Genomic DNA, 16,833 nt, shown 5'->3' with positions numbered 1-16,833 from the left:
GGTTCAGGGCGGCAATTGCGGCGGCAGTTTGGTTCGGTATCGAAAATTTAGCCTTGCTAAAGCCAATATTTTAGGATTTTTGCGAGTTCGGTGCCGATGTTCGCACCCTCTGCGACCGCGTCCAAAGCGTCATCCCCGATCGGGCTGCGAGCCTTCCGGCCCTCGAAACGGTCATCCTTTGTGACTATGTCGACATGCGAAGTTGGGAGATACCCGCCTTGTTGCGCGGTGTATCCCAACAGCAACGAATCCACCGGTTGGCGACGTAAGCCGGATACCGTGATTTGAAATAGATCGATCTATGTTACCATATAAGATCAAAAGAAGGGTGTAAGGGTGGGAAAGCTGTGATTCGGGTCGACGCTTTCATGTCGACTCTTCTAAGCAGATGGAGTCGCGGCGCGGAGAGACCTCCGCTGCTCACTCCTGTATCCTCGATGCGCGGATTCTGGGGCCTGATGCGGGCCTACTGGTTCTCCGATCGCTGGCAGGAAGCATGGGGGCTGACGGCCGTTCTCGGCGTCCTCACCGCATTGTCCGCCAAGTCCAGCGTCTGGTTTGCCGAAGCATCCGGCGATCTGATCAACTCGATAGCGCTCTTTCACGATCCCCAGAACGCTACGCCCCTGGCCTCCCTGCTGACGAGCGCCGGCTGGCTCGTTGCTATCGTGTTGCTCAAGGACGCCGGCTTTACCGGCATCCGTCACTTCTTCTCGACCACGTTGCATCGGAAGTGGCGCATGTGGCTCGACAGCCGCTTCAACAAGGCGCTCCTCGACGCCAATCACACGCATTTTCACGTCCAGAACGGCGCAAGCGCGCCCGACAACATCGATCAGCGTGTCCAGGAATCCATCAAAGGCATGACGGGCGGCGCGATCGGCCTCGCCATGGGTGTTGCCGGCGTCGTGCTCTCGCTTCTCTTCGTCGGCCAGAAACTGCTCGAGAACTCGACCGACGTGAGCGGGCTGGAATTCCTCGGCAGCTACGGCAGCGCGGTGCTCGCGCTGGCGGTGGTCGCGGCCTATGTCCCGCTGAACACGCTTATCGCCGTGAAACTGGGCGCCTTTCTGCAAAGGCTGACGGTAAAGATGCAGCAGGCTGAAGGCAGCTACCGTGGCGAGTTGACGACATTCCTGCGCCGCAGCTTCCATGTTGCCGCAGCGCGCAGCGAGAACGTGCAGAGGTCAATGCACGCACGGCTCTATTCCGATATCGACACGACCTGGGCGAGCCTGAACAAGATCAATGCGGGCTACATGTCCTTTGAGCTGGTCTACAATTTCCTGGCTGCGCGGATCGTAGCCTATACGCCGAGCCTGCTCCCTTTCATCAATAATAAGATCAGCCTGAAATATTACGTCACCGGCGCCGAGTTGGTCGCTTCGCTGATTAGCCAGTGCTCTTGGTTCATCCATGTCATGCCGGAGATCGCGACCTTGAAGGCCAATGCTCGCCGCGTCACCGATCTCGCCCAGGCGATCGAGGACGTGCAACGGCCCCGCGATTTCTACCGGCGCATGGGTCGGTCGGATTTTCGCTATACGACTCAGAACGCCGCCTTCGGTCTTGCCATCCGCAATCTCGAGCTCACGCATCAGGGCACCAATGCCCTGCCCTTCCTGAGCGCGGCCAATCTCAGATTCCGCCCCGGCGAATGGACTTTCATGAAGGGCGACTCGGGTTCCGGCAAGACGTCTCTGCTCAAGGCGATAAACGGCCTGTGGCCGTACGGCCAGGGCAGCATCATCTTCCCCGAAGGCGTCAAATCCTTCTACGCCGCGCAGGAAGTCAAGCTGCCGCGCATCACGCTGAAGGAACTCGTCTGCCTGCCCGGCTCTGCGGACCACCATTCTGATGCGCGTGTCGCAGCAATGCTGCATAAAGCCGGGCTCGGCGAATTCATCGAGCACCTCCACGACGAGAACCGCCAAGGAAAGAGTTGGGACGATGTTCTTTCGGGCGGGCAAAAGCAGAAGCTGGTGCTCGCACAGATCCTCCTGCAGCAGCCGAACCTGCTGTTTCTCGACGAGGCCACCAGTGCTCTCGATCCGCAGGCGGCGATCGCGTTCTACCAGGCAATCAAGGACAATTTGCCGGACGCCACAGTGATCAGCGTGACGCACGAAGCCATTCCGCCCAAATCGGCCGCGGGCGCCGAGTTTTACGACTGCATCCTGAGCATTGTCGACGGTGTGGCCTCGAAGAGGCCGCTCGTCAGCGTGCCGTTCGACCAAAAGCGCGCAGGCCGCAAGTGGCCGCTCTTGCCGGTCGCCCCCGCCTGATCGCCAATCGGGCGACGGTCAGCTCGTTCGCGAGAGAGCTAACGCAGCTGCCGGCCCGGCAAGCCATTCCCTCACGACTCTGGCGTCCTCGGCGCCGAACTCGTGGCCGGAGCTGACGGTCCGAGCGTCAACCACCGCCCCATGGCTTCGCAGCAGTGCCACGAGCTCAGGGGCGAAGGGCGCATAGGTAACGTCGCTCGCGCCTGCGACGACCAGGATCCGCGATTTCGACAGATCACATGACGGCGGATGATCGAGCACCGGCATGGCGCGCAAGAGAGCGGCACGCCGGATGAAGCCCGGGTGCATGAGCATCACGCTCGAAACGAGATTGGCGCCGTTCGAATAGCCGAGGAACACGGCCCGCTTGAGATCGAGGTCATGTATTTCCGCCGCTCTGACGACGAAGTCGGCGAAGGCATCCGCCTCGGTCCTGATGCTCTCCTGCTCGAAGCGGGTCGGCGTGATCCGCGTGAACCAGCGTATGTTGCCGTCCTGGATGATGCGGCCTCGAACGCCGAGCAGCGTCGCGCGAGGCATGATTTCCCTTCCAAGTGGAATCATGCTCGTCTCGTCCGGGCCCGAGCCGTGCAGGAGAACCAGGACCTCGCCACTCTGATGCTCGGGGCGGTGCAGTCGGTAGAGAAAAGGCAGACCGTGGTGCAGCCCATCGATTTCCGGCTTTCCTTGTGAAGTCATCGTCCTATCCGGTTGATCCCAATTCCATTCAGCAGCTGCATTTTGGTGTCCTGATTTCGAAGTTCGCTCCGTTTTCGATCGGAACAACAAATCAGCAGAATGGTTCTAGCTTCGGTGGCGGCAAGACTCCACCGAGATGGCCTCGCCGCCGGTCAGGCGAGTCGATTCAAGCTGAGCTTTGCACCGGCCCGACCTTGGCATCGGCCCGCGCGAGGTTCACCATGGCCGAGGCAGCACTTCGCAGCTTCATGATCAACTTCGGGCCACAGCATCCCGCCGCGCATGGCGTCTTACGTCTGGTGCTCGAGCTTGACGGCGAGGTGGTCGAACGCGTCGACCCGCATATCGGGCTGTTGCACCGCGGCACCGAGAAACTCATCGAATTCAAGAATTATATGCAGGCGCTGCCCTATTTCGACCGGCTCGACTACGTCGCGCCGATGAATCAGGAGCATGCGTTCTGTCTTGCGGCGGAAAAGCTGCTTCAGATTTCGGTGCCGAAGCGCGGTCAACTCATTCGCGTTCTATACTGCGAGATCGGCCGGCTGCTCTCGCATCTCCTCAATGTCACCACTCAGGCGATGGATGTCGGCGCTCTCACTCCACCGCTCTGGGGCTTCGAGGAACGCGAGAAGCTGATGGTTTTTTACGAGCGTGCGTCTGGCGCCCGCCTGCACGCCAACTATTTCCGGGTCGGAGGCGTGCACCAAGACCTCCCAGACGACCTTCTCGACGACATCTGGGATTTCTGCGATCCCTTCCTGAAGACTTGCGACGACATCGAAGGCCTGCTCACCGACAACCGCATCTTCAAATTGCGAAATGCCGATATCGGCGTGATCTCCCTTGACGACGCCTGGGCCTGGGGCTTGTCAGGCGTCATGGTTCGGGGTTCGGGCGCGGCCTGGGATCTGCGCAAGGCGCAACCCTACGAGTGCTATGCCGAAATGGATTTCGACATACCCGTGGGCAAGCACGGCGACTGCTATGACCGCTATCTCATACGCATGGAGGAGATGCGACAGTCGGTACGCATCATGAAACAATGCCTCGAGAAACTGCGCTCGCCGGACGGCCAAGGGCCGTATGCCATCCAGAACTACAAAATCACGCCGCCGCGGCGCCCGGTCATGAAACGGTCAATGGAGGCGACCATCCAGCACTTCAAGCTCTATACGGAGGGACACCACGTGCCGGCCGGCGAGGTCTATGCCGCAGTCGAGGCGCCGAAGGGCGAATTCGGCGTCTATCTCGTCTCAAATGGGAGCAACACGCCCTACCGCTGCAAGATCCGAGCACCCTCCTTCGCCCACCTGCAGGCGATGGATCACATGTCCAGGGGTCACATGCTCGCCGACATTTCGGCAATCATAGGTTCGCTCGACATCGTTTTCGGAGAGATCGACCGATAAGCCGGCGCCGCGAAACTGTCCCCGGCGCTTCATTCGCCGGCCTCAGACATATTTCCGCCAGTCGTGCTCCTCCTTGAAACCGAGCACCTCGCGGGCCTTGCGGTTGGAGAGCGGCGCCTCGCGCTCGCCCATGGGGCGCTGGATCGGGGTGCCGGGCGCCCAGCGCTTCAGGAATTGCTCGGTCGGCTCATTCGCGGTGATCGTATCGTTGACGGCATTGAATACCTGGTAGCCCAGCCCGTCCTTCTCCAGGCACAGATGAACGATCTGCCCGAGGTCGCGCGCATCGATATAGCTCCACGCGTTGCGCTTGCGCGACGGCGGATTGGCCAGGAAGCCGGGGAACAGATCGTATTCGTGCGGCTCGATCACGTTGCCGATGCGCAGCGCGTAGATGTCGGCGCCGTAGCGCATTGCAAATGCGCGGGCAGTCTTTTCATTGACGACCTTGGAGAGCCCGTAGCTATCCATCGGGTCGACGTCATAGTCCTCCTCGAGGGGGAATTGATGAAAATCCTTGTCGCCTTCGGCAAAGCAGACACCATAGGTCGTCTCGCTCGAGGCGATCACAACTTTGCGGATTCCGAGCTTCATCGCCGCTTCGATGACGTTGTAGGTACTGACCACGTTGACGCTGTAGGTCGTGTTGTCAGGGGCGATCAGCACGCGCGGTATTGCGGCAAAATGAACGACGGCGTCGACCTTGGCGGGTCCCTGCCCGGTGTCGTAGCCCTCGAACCCGAAATGCATCGACAGCGCGTTGAAAACCTGTCCGCTGTCGGTCACGTCGGTGATCAGGGTGTTGACGCCTGGGCAGTCGAGCGGTTTCAAATCGAGGTTGAGGATCTCATGGCCCTTGCCCTTCAGCCATGGCACGACATGCCGGCCGGCCTTGCCGGAGCCGCCGGTGAAGACAATGCGTTTTGCCATGGCTTTTCCTCCGGAATTGTTCGCGACCGCTAGTGCTAGCGGACTTCCACCCTATGCGGCAAGCTATAGCATCGACCGAAAGGGGCCCATCATCAGATCGGCTGATACGCCGTGACGCAGCGCGCCCATGATGTGCAAGCGATATCGGAGGTCAGAACCTATTCCGGCGCAAGGCAGCAGCGAAATGTTCATGAACTCTGACCACCTCTTCGTTCTCGCCGCCGGGCTCTGCGGCGCGGCCGGCGTCGGGCTTTCAGCCGCCGCGGCCCATGGAGGCGGCGCTTTCACCGGCACCGCAGCCTCGTTCCTGCTCGCGCACGCGCCTGCTTTTCTTGGAATCGGATTGGTCAGCGGCAGCCGCATGCTGCGCATCGCCGGTTTCATTCTTCTGATCGGCGTCGTGCTCTTCTCGGGCGACCTCATCGCCCTGGATTTCCTCGGCACGCGGCTCTTTCCGCTTGCGGCACCGGTGGGCGGCACTCTGCTGATCGCCGGCTGGCTGCTTATTGCTGCTTCGGCGCTGTCGGGGAGAAAATCTTGAATATCAAATGGCGAGCGCCCCCTTCACCACCTTCGGCGGTCCCTCTGCCCGCTTCGCAGGGGAGGATCCGAGGTCGCGCCCAGCAGCGCCGATAGTCCTCACCCGCTTACGGGAGCCGTGGGGCATCCGCAATCGCCGATCGCAGGAGGTGCTCAGGCCTCCGCCTGCGCCTGCCCCATCCGGTTCCAGGCATCGAGCCCGGCAATCTTGTAGGCCTCCGCCAGCGTCGGATAGTTGAAGGTGTTGTTGACGAAGAAATCCACGGTACCGCCGAGGTTGATCACCGCCTGGCCGATATGGATCAGCTCGGTTGCGCCCTCCCCGGCGATATGAGCGCCGAGCAGGCGGCGGTTTTCCAGCGCGAAGATCAGCTTCAGAAAACCGGAGTCGACACCCATGATATGACCGCGTGAGGTTTCTCGGAAGCGCGCCACGCCGATCTCGTAGGGCACGCCGCTCTCGCGCACCTCCTCCTCCGACTGGCCAACGGTCGAGATCTCCGGCACTGCATAAATGCCATAGGGAAATGTCTCGGGGGGCGGCGGCAGCTTCACGCCGAACGCGTGGCAGGCTGCAACACGGCCCTGCTCCATCGATGTCGAGGCAAGGCTCGGAAAGCCGATCACGTCGCCGGTCGCGTAAATGTTCGGCACGCTGGTCTGGAAGGTTTCGGGATCGACCTTGATGCGGCCTCGTGCGTCGGCTTCGATGCCAACAGTCTCGAGACCGAGGCTGCCGACGTTGCCGGTGCGGCCGGCGGCGTAGAGCACAATTTCGGTGCGGATCACACGGCCGTCGGCGAGCGTGATCTGCGCGTAGTCTTCATGCGCCGCGACTTCCTTGACACTCACGCCCAGCCTGATCGTCATGCCGCGATCGCGCATCTGGTGGATGAAGTCATCGACGATCTCCCGGTCGACGAAATCGAGGATCGTGTCGCGCTGCTCGATGAGCGTCACCGGAACGTCGAGCGCGGAGAAGATCGTCGCATATTCCACGCCGATGACACCGCCGCCGATCACGGTCAGCGTGCGCGGCAGGTGGTCGAGTTCCAGCATCTCGTCGCTGTCGAAGATCCTCTTGTCGTCGAAGGGCACGCTGGTCGGCCGATGCGGGCGGGTTCCAACCGAGATCAGCGCATGGTCGAAGCCCACTTCGCTGACGGCGCCGGTTTCCGCGGTTACCGTTACGATATTGGCGTCCTTGAAGGCGGCCAGTCCGCGCATCGATCGAACGCCATTGCGCATGAATTGGTGCTGCAGCACCTCGACTTCATGGTCGAGCGTCTTCCTCAAGCGCTGGATCAGGTCCTCGATCGAGATGTCCTGCTTGACGCGGTAGCCGCGGCCATAGAAGCCGCGTTCACGCCAGCCGGAGAGATTGAGCACGGTCTCACGCAGCGTCTTCGACGGGATAGTGCCGGTGTGCACGGAGACACCGCCAAGTCTCCGGCCCTTGTCGATGACAAGCACGGACTTGCCTAGCTTCGCGGCCTGGATTGCGGCACGCCGACCGGAAGGCCCGCTGCCGATTACCAGCATGTCGTAGTGATCCATGATTCCCCTCGTCCCGCCTGCCGCAATCCTGCAAGTAGCGCGTTCCCCGATCGAAACTCAACTGAGCGCTCGCATTTCAGGTTTGGGCGCCAGCGTGATGTTCTTGAATTCCCGGCGCCGATCACCATTTGCATGGAGCCGCCGGAGGTTAGCTGCGGCATGTGAAGGAACGACGATGGAATCGCGGGTGCTCGACGGCGAGATCATCAACAGCCGTCTCGACGACTACAGGCTCTACGAGGGCGTGCGCACGCGGCGCGTCTTCGCGTTCCTGATCGACTATCTGATCGTGCTGCTGCTTCTGATCCCGTTCGGCATCCTGGTCTTCTTCCTCGGATTGCTGACGCTCGGCTTGGGCTGGATGCTGTTCTCGGTGCTCTTCCCTGCGGTGGCGCTCACCTATGTGTGGAACACGCTTGGTGGGCCGAAGCAGGCCACGACCGGCATGCAGGCCATGTCCATCCGGCTGGAGCGGTTCGAGGGCGGTCGCATAGACGGGCTTTTTGCGGTCGTGCACACGGTGCTGTTCTGGGCCGGCAACGTGATCCTCACGCCGCTGATCCTGCTTGCAAGCCTGATCCTCGACCGCAAGCGCACTGTGCATGACCTCCTGCTGGGCACGGTTGTTGTGCGCAGCGACCGTTAGGCTTAGCGCCACCGCCGTTAGGCTTATCCCAGGATCAAAAAAAATTGGCCCGGGCCACAGGAGCCTGACCGCATTCCCTGTTGACGTTTTGTCCGCCACGTCCAAGGTATTGCGATCATGGAACCTTCCTTCAGGCATCTATGACGCAGCACCCGACACAGTCGCCGCAGTTCTTCCTCACGGCGCCGTCACCATGCCCCTACATAGAAGGGCAGTTCGAACGCAAGGTCTTCACCCATCTGGTCGGCGACAAGGCTCCCGAGCTCAATGACCTCCTGACCCAGGGCGGGTTCCGGCGTTCGCAGAACATCGCCTACCGTCCGGCCTGCGAGACCTGCCGGGCCTGCATCTCGGTCCGCATCATCACCGACGAGTTCAAGCCGTCGCGCAACATGCGGCGCGTCATCGAGCACAATTCCGACCTGATCGGGACCATGCACGAAGCCGAGCCTTCGACCGAGCAGTATTCGCTCTTCCGCTCCTATCTCGATTCCCGCCACCGTCGGGGCGGCATGTCGGACATGACGGTGCTCGACTATGCCATGATGGTCGAGGACACGCATGTCGATACCAGGGTCATCGAATATCGCCGGCGTGGACCGGACTCCTTCATCACCGGCAAGGGCCATGGCGAGTTGCTCGCCGTCGCGCTGACCGACAAGATGGCTGACGGCCTCTCCATGGTCTATTCCTATTTCAGCCCGGATCATGCCGAACGATCGCTCGGCACCTACATGATCCTCGACCACATCGCACGGGCCAAAGCCATGGGGCTGCCCCATGTCTATCTAGGCTACTGGGTCAACGGCTCGCGCAAGATGAACTATAAAATTCGCTTCCAGCCGCAGGAGCATCTCGGCCCAAAGGGCTGGGAACGCTTCGAAGAGCCAAAGAAGTAAGACAAATCCGGCCCGTTCCACACGCTGCCGTTGATTTCCTGACGGGGGCGAAGCGTTGCATTCCACCGACCACAACTATCGAAAGGGCTTGATCCTAACGGCGATCGGCGGTCTGGTGCTCAGCGTCGATATCCCGTTGATCCGGCTCGCCAAGGGTGAGCCGTGGTCGATCCTCATGGTGAGGACCGGCACGACCTTCCTCGCAGCTATCGTGATCTGGGCTGTCTGGCGGCTGATCAGCCGCAACGCGCCGAAGCTCATTCCCGGCCGCAAAGGGCTTGTCGTGTCGGCGCTTTACGGCCTCGGCTCGATCGCCTTCATCACCGCCGTCTACAACACTTCGACCGCCAATCTGGTCTTTATCCTCGCCTTCAACACAATGTTCTCGGCGCTGCTTTCCTGGATTTTCCTGAAGGAGCGACCGCGCCCTGCAACGCTTCTCGCCATGGCCGTCATGATCCTCGGCATCTTGATCATCGTGGGCGATTCCATCGGCAACGGCACTGTGTTTGGCGACCTGATGGCGCTCGCTTCCGCCTTCGCGATCGCAGCAGCGATTACCATTTCGCGGTCGAGCAAGGAGGATATGGGCTTCACGTCTCTGATCGGCGTCGTCTTGCCCTTCATCGTCGCCGCCTTCCTGGTCGGCCAGACCGGGTACCGGATCGATGCACCGTGGTGGATCATCTTCAACGGCGCGGTGGTCATGCCCCTCTCCTTCTTCTGCCTCGCCTCAGGGCCGCGCTACATCTCCGGCGGCGAGGTGGCGATGTTCTATCTTCTCGAAACAGTACTCGCGCCGGTGTGGGTCTGGGCGATCTTCTTGGAAGTGCCCTCCCGCAACAGCCTGATCGGCGGTCTGATCCTGATCACCGCGCTTGTCGCGCATTCGCTCTGGCAGCTCTTTTCGACCCGGCGGCGACAAGGCTCGCCGGTTGCCCAGGCCGCGTAATCGCAGCCTTGATCTTACAGATCTCACCCGGTTTGGGATTTCCTCGGCCCTTCGCTGCCGAGCACTTCGATCCGGGCGGGTTCGCGTCCTGATATTTCTGCCGGGGCGCGTTCGTCGGCCAGCTCAACCTCGCGCAGCCACTCCCGCCAGATCGCCACCAGGAGAGCCATCAGCACAGGGCCGATGAAAAGCCCGAGGAAGCCCATGGTCTTCACGCCGCCGATGAGGCCGAAAAAAGTCGGCAGGAAGGGCAGCTTGATCGGCCCGCCGACAAGCTTGGGTCTCAGCGTCTTGTCGACGATGAACAATTCGATCGAGCCCCATGCGAACAGGCCCACGCCTGCGATCCACGAGCCGCTGGCGACCAGGTAGATCGAAACCAACGTGAAGGCCAAGGGCGCTCCACCGGGGACCAGCGCCATGATGCCGGTGATCGCGCCGAGCGTCACGGGCGAAGGCACGCCGGCGATCCAGTATGCGATGCCTAGCACGACACCCTCGCCGATCGCGATCGCCGTCATGCCAGTCACAGTCGAGCTGATCGTCGCTGGTACCACGCGCGAGATCCGCTCCCAGCGGGCCGGCAGGATGCGCTCGCCAAGCCGATCGACCTGGGCTGCGAAGGACTCGCCGTCGCGATACGCGAAGAACAGCGCGATCAGCATGAACAGCAGCGTGAGCAGCAGATTGAAGATGCTGCCGCCGGCCACCAGCACCCCGCGATAGATGTTGCCTATGTTGGCGCCGCTGACCACCTGGATCAGCTCGCCCAAGCCGCCGGGATGGTTGATGTTCTTCGTCCATAGTTCGTTGAGCCACGTGCCGATAACGGGCATGGTGGCGATCCATTGCGGTGTGGGCGCGCCGTCGCGGTTGGCCCTGAAGGCCCAACTCACCCAATCACGGACCTCGCCGGTTGCGTAGCTGCCCGCGAGTGTGATCGGCACCACCAGGAAGGCGATGATGAAGATGATCGCCAACGCCGCCGCGACTGTCCGGTTGCCGCCGACACCATCAAGCAGCCTCCTGTAGAGCGGCCAGGTCGCGAAGGCGATGACAAGCGCCGCCAGCACCGGGAACACGAAACCGTGGAAGAAATAGACGCCGGCGGCGAGGATCAGGATCAGCAGCCATCGCGCCGCCGAGAGGGGCTGGACAACGGCCGAACGCACGGGCGCGGACGTTCCGAACAGGCGCCGCTCGCGCACGGGTTTCCCGGCTTCTGGCTCTCTCAACTACTCGGCCTCCTTCGCGCGGCGGATCACAGTGGCGCGCCCTGCCCCCAAACAAGACATTGTCGGCAAACATGGTGCAGGAGCAAGCCATTTTGAATGGCAAATCGCCCGACGCAAGGAAAGCTGGAAATGCGCGGTTGCCTAACTTTCCGGCCCAGCGCCGAGTCCCAAGGCCTGCCGCATCAGCAATTCCCGCACGGGTCCCTGCTGCGCGAGGGACAGCGCCTTGGCGTAGGAAGCCCGCGCTTCGTCGAGGCGGCTCAGCCGCCGGCAAAGCTCGGCGCGCGCGGCATAGGCGGGATGGTAGTCGGCAAGATCGCCGCGTGCCAGGATCGCATCGATCAGCGCGAGTCCTGCCTCGGCCCCGTCGCACTCGGCCATCGCCGCCGCACGGTTCAGCTCGGCGACCGGCGAGGGATCGGCACGCAGCAGGAGGTTGTAGAGCGAGACGATCTTGCGCCAGTCGGTCCGGTCGATGCTGTCTGCATGCGCATGTTCGGCGGCGATTGCGGCCTGGATGGCATAGGAGCCGACCTCGCCGCCCGCGAATGCCCGCCTCACCAGCGCCAGTCCCTCTTCGATGAGGCCGCGGTCCCAATGCGAGCGGTCCTGGTCCTGGAGAAGAACGATGGCGCCCGAAGCCGTGGCGCGCGCCGCGTGACGCGATTCCTGCAGGAGCATCAGCGCAAGCAACCCGAGCGCTTCAGGATCGGGCAGCAACTGGACCAACAGCCGGCCAAGCCGGATGGCCTCGGCCGAAAGATCGGCACGGGTGACGGATGCGCCCGACGAAGCGAGATAGCCCTCGTTGAAAACGAGATAGACCGCGCGCAGGACATATTCGAGCCGCCCGGAGAGTTCGTCGCTGGCCGGCGTCTCGTACGGTATGTTCTCGTCGCGGATCCTGGCCTTGGCCCTGACGATGCGTTGGGCAACAGTCGGCGCGGAGACCAGAAAGGCAGCGGCGATCTCCTCGGTCCTCAGCCCGCATACCTCGCGCAGCGTCATGGCGACCTGCGCGTCCGGCGACAGGGCGGGATGGCAGCACGTGAAGATCAGCCGGAGCTGGTCGTCCTCTATCAGCTTGTCATCCCATTCCGGCGGCTCGGCCGCTTCGGATTCGAATTGCATTGCCAGATCCTTCAAGGAGGCGTCGTGGCGCGCCTTGCGGCGCAGCCGGTCGATGGCGCGGAAACGACCAGCCGAGACCAGCCAGGCAAAGGGCTTCTTCGGAATGCCGTCACGCGGCCATTGCGCGGCAGCGGCAGCAAATGCGTCGGCAAGCGCCTCCTCGGCGCGATCGAAATCGCCAAGCAGGCGGATCAGCGTGGCCAGCACGCGACGCGCGTCACTCCGATAGATCGCTTCCAGCTTGCCGCTGGTGACGGCACCCGTCTCGTTCAAACTTGCTTGTCTCCGATCTCCATGCGCTCAAGCTCCCTTACCGGGCGAACTTCAATCGTGCCGAGGCGGGCCATGGGGATGTTGCCGGCGAGCCGGATCGCCTCATTGAGGTCGCGCGCCTCGATGACGATCAAGCCGGAAAGATGCTCCTTCGTCTCGGCGAAGGGTCCGTCGGTCGCCGAAAGCTTGTTGTCCCGAACCCTGACCGATACCGCCGCCTCAGGCAGTTGCAGCGCATTCGCGTATACGAAGTTGCCGCCTCGGCGCAGCGCTTCGTCGCTGTCGAGCGCTTCATTGACGAACAGGCCGCGTTCATAGTCGGACATTGGCGCGAAAATCGATTCATCGAGATAGACCAGGCAGACATATTTCATGGCGATCAATCCTTCGGGATTTCGTAGACCGGGCGTAGTTCGATGCTGCCATATTTCGCCATGGGGATAGCCGATGCAATGCGCATCGCCTCGTCACGGCCGGCCGCCTCGACCAGGATGAATCCGCAGAGATGCTCCTTGGTCTCTGCAAAAGGCCCGTCGCTGCTCGACATCCTGTTGTCGCGTACCCTGAGCGTGATCGCGGTCTCCGTCGATTGCAGAGCGTTGGCGTGGATGAAGTGGCCGCTGCGCTGAAGTTCCCTGTCATAGGCGAGCGAGTCACGGTTGAGCGTCCGCTGCTCCTCCTCGGACATCCGGTCGAAGGCCGCCGGCTCGCAATAGACCAGGCAAATATACTGCATCACGCTCTCCTCCAAATTGGTTCATCGCCGAATAGTCGCTTGCAGGAAGGATAATTCGACACTGCCAGAGAAAAATCCTGTGCAGGCCGAAAAAATCTCGATCGGTTGTCGAAATACGGTTCCTCCTCGCGACTGTTTGGCAAGGAAGTGGTCGTCCGTGACGGCAGCTTCCTCAACCAGGCGCCCGCCGGGCGGAGCGCCCTGCCCCGGAGAAAAGCCATGCACGCGCTAGAGGTCGCACTCATCGCCAATCTGGCGTCCAAGACACAAAGGGAACCAACGCCTCGGCGCAAGGAGCTCGTTCCATATGAACCGGTCTCACGCCGGTCGATCTTCGTTGCCGCAATCGCCGCCATAGCACTGTCCTTTTCACTGGCTGTGCTGACTTCAGACCCCGTCGCTACTGCGAACCGGACGGCCGCCATGGCCGATCTCGCAAACGACAGCGACTGAACCGGCTGCCCATCTCGAAGATCACGAACCGCCTTCATGCCAGCCACCAACGAGGAACGCCTGTCCGGCGATGAGCGTTGACGCAGCATGTACTTTATGGCGCTCGCAACTGACTATGATGGAACCATCGCCCATGACGGCGTCGTCCGCGAGGAGACGGTCGCCGCCCTGCAGAGCCTCAAGGACACCGGGCGCAAGCTCATCCTTGTCACGGGGCGCGAGCTCGCCGACCTCAAGCGAGCTTTTCCGGCCACGGAGCTCTTCGACAAGATCGTAGCTGAGAACGGAGCGCTTCTCTATACGCCATCCAGTGAGGAAGAGCGTACGCTCGCGCCGCCGCCGTCACTCGAATTCATCCGTCGCCTGAAGGCGCGCGGCGTCGAGCCGATCTCCGCAGGCCGTTCGATCGTCGGGACCTGGGAGCCGCACCAGTCGACCGTCCTCGAGATCATCCAGAAGCTCGGCCTGGAGCTGGAGATTATTTTCAACAAGGGCGCGGTGATGGTGCTGCCGACCGGCGTCAACAAGGCGAGCGGACTGGCCGCAGCGCTCGCAGATCTCAAGCTTTCTCCCTACAACGTGGTCGGCGTCGGCGACGCCGAGAACGACCACGCATTCCTCAAAGCCTGCGGATTGAGCGTGGCGGTCGACAATGCCATTCCAGCCGTGAAAGAGACGGCGGACCTTGTCACAAAGAGTGCTCGTGGAGCAGGCGTCGAGGAACTGGTCACCAACCTGACCGAACGCGACCAGGAACTCGCGAGCGACCATGGCGGCATTGTCATCGGGTACAAAAAGAACGATCGCCCGGTCGAGCTGAGGCCACAAGACATCGTGCTGATTGCAGGCAAATCCGGCCTCGGCAAATCATCGCTTGCGATTGCGCTCACCGAACGCTTCGTCGAGAACAAATTCCAGTTCTGCGTGCTAGATCCCGAGGGCGATTTCGAGGGACTGGAGGGCGCAGTCACGCTCGGCAATGCCGACACGCCGCCGCAGGAAGCGCAGGTGGTGGACCTGCTCGACAAGCCGGAGAACAACGTCGTCGTCAGTGCTCTCGCCTTGAAGCTCGAGGAACGGCCAGACTTCTTCGCCAAGATCATAACTGCGCTGACCCGTCTGCGCGCGAGGACAGCGCGGCCGCATTGGCTGATCATCGACGAGGCGCACCACCTGCTCCCCACGTCGCGCGACAGCCAATCGCTGGCGCTCGCAAAGGATTTGCAGGGCACGATAATGGTGACCGTTCATCCGGATGCCATCGCCAAGGATGCGCTTGCATCCGTCACAACGGTGCTGGCTTTCGGAGAGGAGGGCAACGGCATCATCAAGGTCTTCTGCAAACAGGCTGGTATCAAACGGCCGGACAAGGTGCAGAAGCTGACCGAGAAGGACGTCCTTTTCTGGCGGCCGCAGTCGGACAAGCCGCCGCAGCCAATCGCAGCCGAGAAGCGGCGCCAGTCGCACAAGCGGCACTCGCGCAAATATGCCGAGGGCGAGCTTCCCGAAGAGGCGAGCTTCTATTTCCGCGGCCCCGAAAACAAACTGAAGCTCAGGGCGCAGAACCTCATGATCTTCCTTCAGATCGCCGAAGGCGTCGACGACCGCACCTGGCTGCACCACCTCGAATCCGGAGACTATTCGCGCTGGTTCCGCAAGCAGCTCAAGGACAAGAAGCTGGCCAAGGAGGCCGCATCCATCGAAGAAAACAAATCGCTATCCGCACAGGAGAGCCGCAAGCTGCTGTCGGACGCCGTGCGCCGCCGCTACACCGCGCCCGCTACGGCGAGCGAGTAAAGCCTGTCAGCTCCTGCCCCGGCATCGGGACTTCAACAAAGCCTGACGCATGATCTTCCGCCGCGGCAGGAAAACCCATACCGTACCGACACCGGAGGGGATCCGATGCCGAGTCACGAGAGCCTGCTCAACGCCTTTCTGACAATCCTGGTCACCATAGATCCGCCCGGCCTGGCGCCGCTCTTCCTCGCGTTGACCCGCGGCATGAACCGCGAGGAGCGGACACAAGTCTCGGTCCGGGCAAGCACCATCGGTTTCGGCGTGCTGGCGCTTTTTGCGGTGGCAGGCGCGGCGATCCTCACCGTGCTCGGCATAACGCTGCCGGCGTTTCGCGTGGCCGGCGGCCTGCTGCTCTTCTTTATCGCCTTCGAGATGGTGTTCGAGCGCCGCCAGGACAGGAAAGAGAAGAGCGCGGGCGTAGCGATAACCAAGGACTTCATCCACGACATCGCCGCCTTCCCGCTCGCCATTCCGCTGATTGCGGGCCCTGGCGCGATCTCGGCGACCGTGCTTTTGTCAGGCTCCTTCCAGGGCCTCGCCGCCAAGAGCGCATTGGTCGGCATCATCCTGGTCTGCCTCATCCTGACCTATCTGGTTTTCGTGCTCTCCGAGCGCATCGACCGCTTCCTCGGCCACACAGGCCGCTCGATCCTCACCCGCCTGCTCGGCGTGCTGCTCGCAGCGCTCGCGGTACAGTTCGTCGCCGATGGAATTCACGCGCTGGTCATGGCGGGCGCTGCCGTGCCGGCGGCGTTGACGCCATGAACGATCAAGCTCCGCGGCCCGGCGCAGGCCCGCTCACCCTCAGCGCCGAACCCGTGATCTTTGTTACCGACATAGAAGCATCCTGCGACTTCTACGCTGCGAAGCTCGGCTTCTCCATCGCCTTCACCTACGGCAATCCGCCATTCTTCGGGCAGGTCCAACGAGACGGCGCGAAGCTCAACCTCCGGCGAGTCAAGGCACCAGTTATCGAACCGCAACTGCGCGACACCGAGGACCTATTATCTGCTGTTATTACACTCGACGACGCCAAGCCGCTGTTTCTTGAATACCAAAGAAGCGGCGCCGAATTCCATCAGGCGCTCAGAACCGAGCCATGGGGCGCCCGCACATTCGTCGTGCGCGACCTCGATGGTAACCTGATCCTCTTCGCAGGGAATGGCGGCTAGCGCCTGCTGTTTTTAGGCTGGCGCTGCCCCTCACCCTTACCCTCTCCCCGTAAGAACGGAGAGAGGGGGTGGCAACGTCTCAGAATCCCCTCTCCCCGTTGTTCACGGGAAGAGGG

At 62.0% G+C, this 16,833-nt stretch carries 17 protein-coding genes; 10 read left to right on the top strand and 7 right to left on the bottom strand.

What is annotated here, in order from left to right:
- Positions 1–437 precede the first annotated feature (437 nt).
- The gene (locus SAZ10_RS06280) at positions 438–2,285 is read left to right on the top strand and encodes an ABC transporter ATP-binding protein/permease (protein ID WP_318608473.1); all 1,848 of its coding nucleotides are present in this window, start codon (positions 438–440) and stop codon (positions 2,283–2,285) included.
- An 18-nt stretch (positions 2,286–2,303) separates the two neighbouring features.
- On the opposite strand, the gene SAZ10_RS06275 is transcribed toward SAZ10_RS06280, so the two are convergent.
- Positions 2,304–2,984, bottom strand: coding sequence for an alpha/beta hydrolase (locus tag SAZ10_RS06275; protein ID WP_318608326.1), 681 nt, complete (start codon positions 2,982–2,984; stop codon positions 2,304–2,306).
- Positions 2,985–3,205: 221 nt separating this feature from the next.
- On the opposite strand from SAZ10_RS06275, the gene SAZ10_RS06270 reads away from it, so the two are divergent.
- Positions 3,206–4,396 (top strand): NADH-quinone oxidoreductase subunit D, encoded by a 1,191-nt coding sequence (locus SAZ10_RS06270; RefSeq protein ID WP_318608325.1) that lies wholly within the window; start codon positions 3,206–3,208, stop codon positions 4,394–4,396.
- 42 nt (positions 4,397–4,438) lie between these two features.
- Here SAZ10_RS06270 and SAZ10_RS06265 read toward each other — a convergent pair whose 3' ends face one another.
- On the bottom strand, positions 4,439–5,326 hold the full coding sequence (locus SAZ10_RS06265) for an NAD(P)-dependent oxidoreductase (RefSeq protein WP_318608324.1): 888 nt from the start codon (positions 5,324–5,326) through the stop codon (positions 4,439–4,441).
- 190 nt (positions 5,327–5,516) lie between these two features.
- On the opposite strand from SAZ10_RS06265, the gene SAZ10_RS06260 reads away from it, so the two are divergent.
- Positions 5,517–5,867: a DUF423 domain-containing protein gene (locus SAZ10_RS06260; protein WP_318608323.1), complete on the top strand. Its 351-nt coding sequence runs from the start codon at positions 5,517–5,519 to the stop codon at positions 5,865–5,867.
- Positions 5,868–6,019: 152 nt separating this feature from the next.
- On the opposite strand, the gene sthA is transcribed toward SAZ10_RS06260, so the two are convergent.
- Positions 6,020–7,423 (bottom strand): Si-specific NAD(P)(+) transhydrogenase, encoded by a 1,404-nt coding sequence (gene sthA, locus SAZ10_RS06255; RefSeq protein WP_318608322.1) that lies wholly within the window; start codon positions 7,421–7,423, stop codon positions 6,020–6,022.
- Between the two features lie 175 nt (positions 7,424–7,598).
- On the opposite strand from sthA, the gene SAZ10_RS06250 reads away from it, so the two are divergent.
- The 3 genes from SAZ10_RS06250 to SAZ10_RS06240 all read left to right on the top strand — a co-directional run bounded on the left by SAZ10_RS06250 (position 7,599) and on the right by SAZ10_RS06240 (position 9,920).
- Positions 7,599–8,069 (top strand): RDD family protein, encoded by a 471-nt coding sequence (locus SAZ10_RS06250; RefSeq protein WP_318608321.1) that lies wholly within the window; start codon positions 7,599–7,601, stop codon positions 8,067–8,069.
- A 140-nt stretch (positions 8,070–8,209) separates the two neighbouring features.
- Positions 8,210–8,968: an arginyltransferase gene (locus SAZ10_RS06245; RefSeq protein WP_318608320.1), complete on the top strand. Its 759-nt coding sequence runs from the start codon at positions 8,210–8,212 to the stop codon at positions 8,966–8,968.
- Between the two features lie 55 nt (positions 8,969–9,023).
- On the top strand, positions 9,024–9,920 hold the full coding sequence (locus tag SAZ10_RS06240) for a DMT family transporter (protein WP_318608319.1): 897 nt from the start codon (positions 9,024–9,026) through the stop codon (positions 9,918–9,920).
- 23 nt (positions 9,921–9,943) lie between these two features.
- Here the strand turns inward: SAZ10_RS06240 and SAZ10_RS06235 are convergent, their stop codons facing one another.
- The 4 genes from SAZ10_RS06235 to SAZ10_RS06220 all read right to left on the bottom strand — a co-directional run bounded on the left by SAZ10_RS06235 (position 9,944) and on the right by SAZ10_RS06220 (position 13,295).
- Positions 9,944–11,155, bottom strand: a complete 1,212-nt coding sequence (locus SAZ10_RS06235; protein WP_318608318.1) for an AI-2E family transporter — start codon at positions 11,153–11,155, stop codon at positions 9,944–9,946.
- A 141-nt stretch (positions 11,156–11,296) separates the two neighbouring features.
- The gene (locus SAZ10_RS06230; RefSeq protein WP_318608317.1) at positions 11,297–12,559 is read right to left on the bottom strand and encodes an RNA polymerase sigma factor; all 1,263 of its coding nucleotides are present in this window, start codon (positions 12,557–12,559) and stop codon (positions 11,297–11,299) included.
- On the bottom strand, positions 12,556–12,933 hold the full coding sequence (locus tag SAZ10_RS06225; RefSeq protein WP_318608316.1) for a YciI family protein: 378 nt from the start codon (positions 12,931–12,933) through the stop codon (positions 12,556–12,558). The genes SAZ10_RS06230 and SAZ10_RS06225 overlap by 4 nt, the downstream gene beginning before the upstream one ends.
- Positions 12,934–12,938: 5 nt before the next feature.
- Positions 12,939–13,295: a YciI family protein gene (locus tag SAZ10_RS06220; RefSeq protein ID WP_318608315.1), complete on the bottom strand. Its 357-nt coding sequence runs from the start codon at positions 13,293–13,295 to the stop codon at positions 12,939–12,941.
- A 219-nt stretch (positions 13,296–13,514) separates the two neighbouring features.
- Here SAZ10_RS06220 and SAZ10_RS06215 point away from each other — a divergent pair, with 219 nt between their 5' ends.
- The 4 genes from SAZ10_RS06215 to SAZ10_RS06200 all read left to right on the top strand — a co-directional run bounded on the left by SAZ10_RS06215 (position 13,515) and on the right by SAZ10_RS06200 (position 16,717).
- Positions 13,515–13,748 carry a hypothetical protein gene (locus SAZ10_RS06215; RefSeq protein ID WP_318608314.1) on the top strand — a complete coding sequence of 78 codons (234 nt, stop codon included), beginning with the start codon at positions 13,515–13,517 and terminating at the stop codon, positions 13,746–13,748.
- 87 nt (positions 13,749–13,835) lie between these two features.
- Complete coding sequence (locus SAZ10_RS06210; protein WP_318608313.1) at positions 13,836–15,545, top strand: HAD family hydrolase; 1,710 nt, start codon at positions 13,836–13,838, stop codon at positions 15,543–15,545.
- Between the two features lie 105 nt (positions 15,546–15,650).
- Complete coding sequence (locus tag SAZ10_RS06205; protein ID WP_318608312.1) at positions 15,651–16,310, top strand: MarC family protein; 660 nt, start codon at positions 15,651–15,653, stop codon at positions 16,308–16,310.
- Positions 16,307–16,717 carry a VOC family protein gene (locus SAZ10_RS06200; protein ID WP_412535165.1) on the top strand — a complete coding sequence of 137 codons (411 nt, stop codon included), beginning with the start codon at positions 16,307–16,309 and terminating at the stop codon, positions 16,715–16,717. The genes SAZ10_RS06205 and SAZ10_RS06200 overlap by 4 nt, the downstream gene beginning before the upstream one ends.
- Positions 16,718–16,833: the final 116 nt, after the last annotated feature.

The sequence above is a fragment of the Mesorhizobium sp. BAC0120 genome, assembly GCF_033542235.1.
Taxonomy (GTDB): domain Bacteria; phylum Pseudomonadota; class Alphaproteobacteria; order Rhizobiales; family Rhizobiaceae; genus JAWRCU01.
Note: the sequence above shows the minus strand (reverse complement) of the source record. Positions and strands in the feature narration are given on the sequence as shown.

Coding starts and splice junctions, on each gene's coding strand:
- SAZ10_RS06210 (WP_318608313.1), top strand. CDS start 13,836: ATGTACTTTATGGCGCTCGCAACTGACTATGATGGAACCATCGCCCAT.
- SAZ10_RS06280 (WP_318608473.1), top strand. CDS start 438: ATGCGCGGATTCTGGGGCCTGATGCGGGCCTACTGGTTCTCCGATCGC.
- SAZ10_RS06250 (WP_318608321.1), top strand. CDS start 7,599: ATGGAATCGCGGGTGCTCGACGGCGAGATCATCAACAGCCGTCTCGAC.
- SAZ10_RS06270 (WP_318608325.1), top strand. CDS start 3,206: ATGGCCGAGGCAGCACTTCGCAGCTTCATGATCAACTTCGGGCCACAG.
- SAZ10_RS06260 (WP_318608323.1), top strand. CDS start 5,517: ATGAACTCTGACCACCTCTTCGTTCTCGCCGCCGGGCTCTGCGGCGCG.
- SAZ10_RS06220 (WP_318608315.1), bottom strand. CDS start 13,295: ATGCAGTATATTTGCCTGGTCTATTGCGAGCCGGCGGCCTTCGACCGG.
- SAZ10_RS06205 (WP_318608312.1), top strand. CDS start 15,651: ATGCCGAGTCACGAGAGCCTGCTCAACGCCTTTCTGACAATCCTGGTC.
- SAZ10_RS06200 (WP_412535165.1), top strand. CDS start 16,307: ATGAACGATCAAGCTCCGCGGCCCGGCGCAGGCCCGCTCACCCTCAGC.
- SAZ10_RS06245 (WP_318608320.1), top strand. CDS start 8,210: ATGACGCAGCACCCGACACAGTCGCCGCAGTTCTTCCTCACGGCGCCG.
- SAZ10_RS06225 (WP_318608316.1), bottom strand. CDS start 12,933: ATGAAATATGTCTGCCTGGTCTATCTCGATGAATCGATTTTCGCGCCA.
- SAZ10_RS06275 (WP_318608326.1), bottom strand. CDS start 2,984: ATGACTTCACAAGGAAAGCCGGAAATCGATGGGCTGCACCACGGTCTG.
- SAZ10_RS06265 (WP_318608324.1), bottom strand. CDS start 5,326: ATGGCAAAACGCATTGTCTTCACCGGCGGCTCCGGCAAGGCCGGCCGG.
- sthA (WP_318608322.1), bottom strand. CDS start 7,423: ATGGATCACTACGACATGCTGGTAATCGGCAGCGGGCCTTCCGGTCGG.
- SAZ10_RS06215 (WP_318608314.1), top strand. CDS start 13,515: ATGCACGCGCTAGAGGTCGCACTCATCGCCAATCTGGCGTCCAAGACA.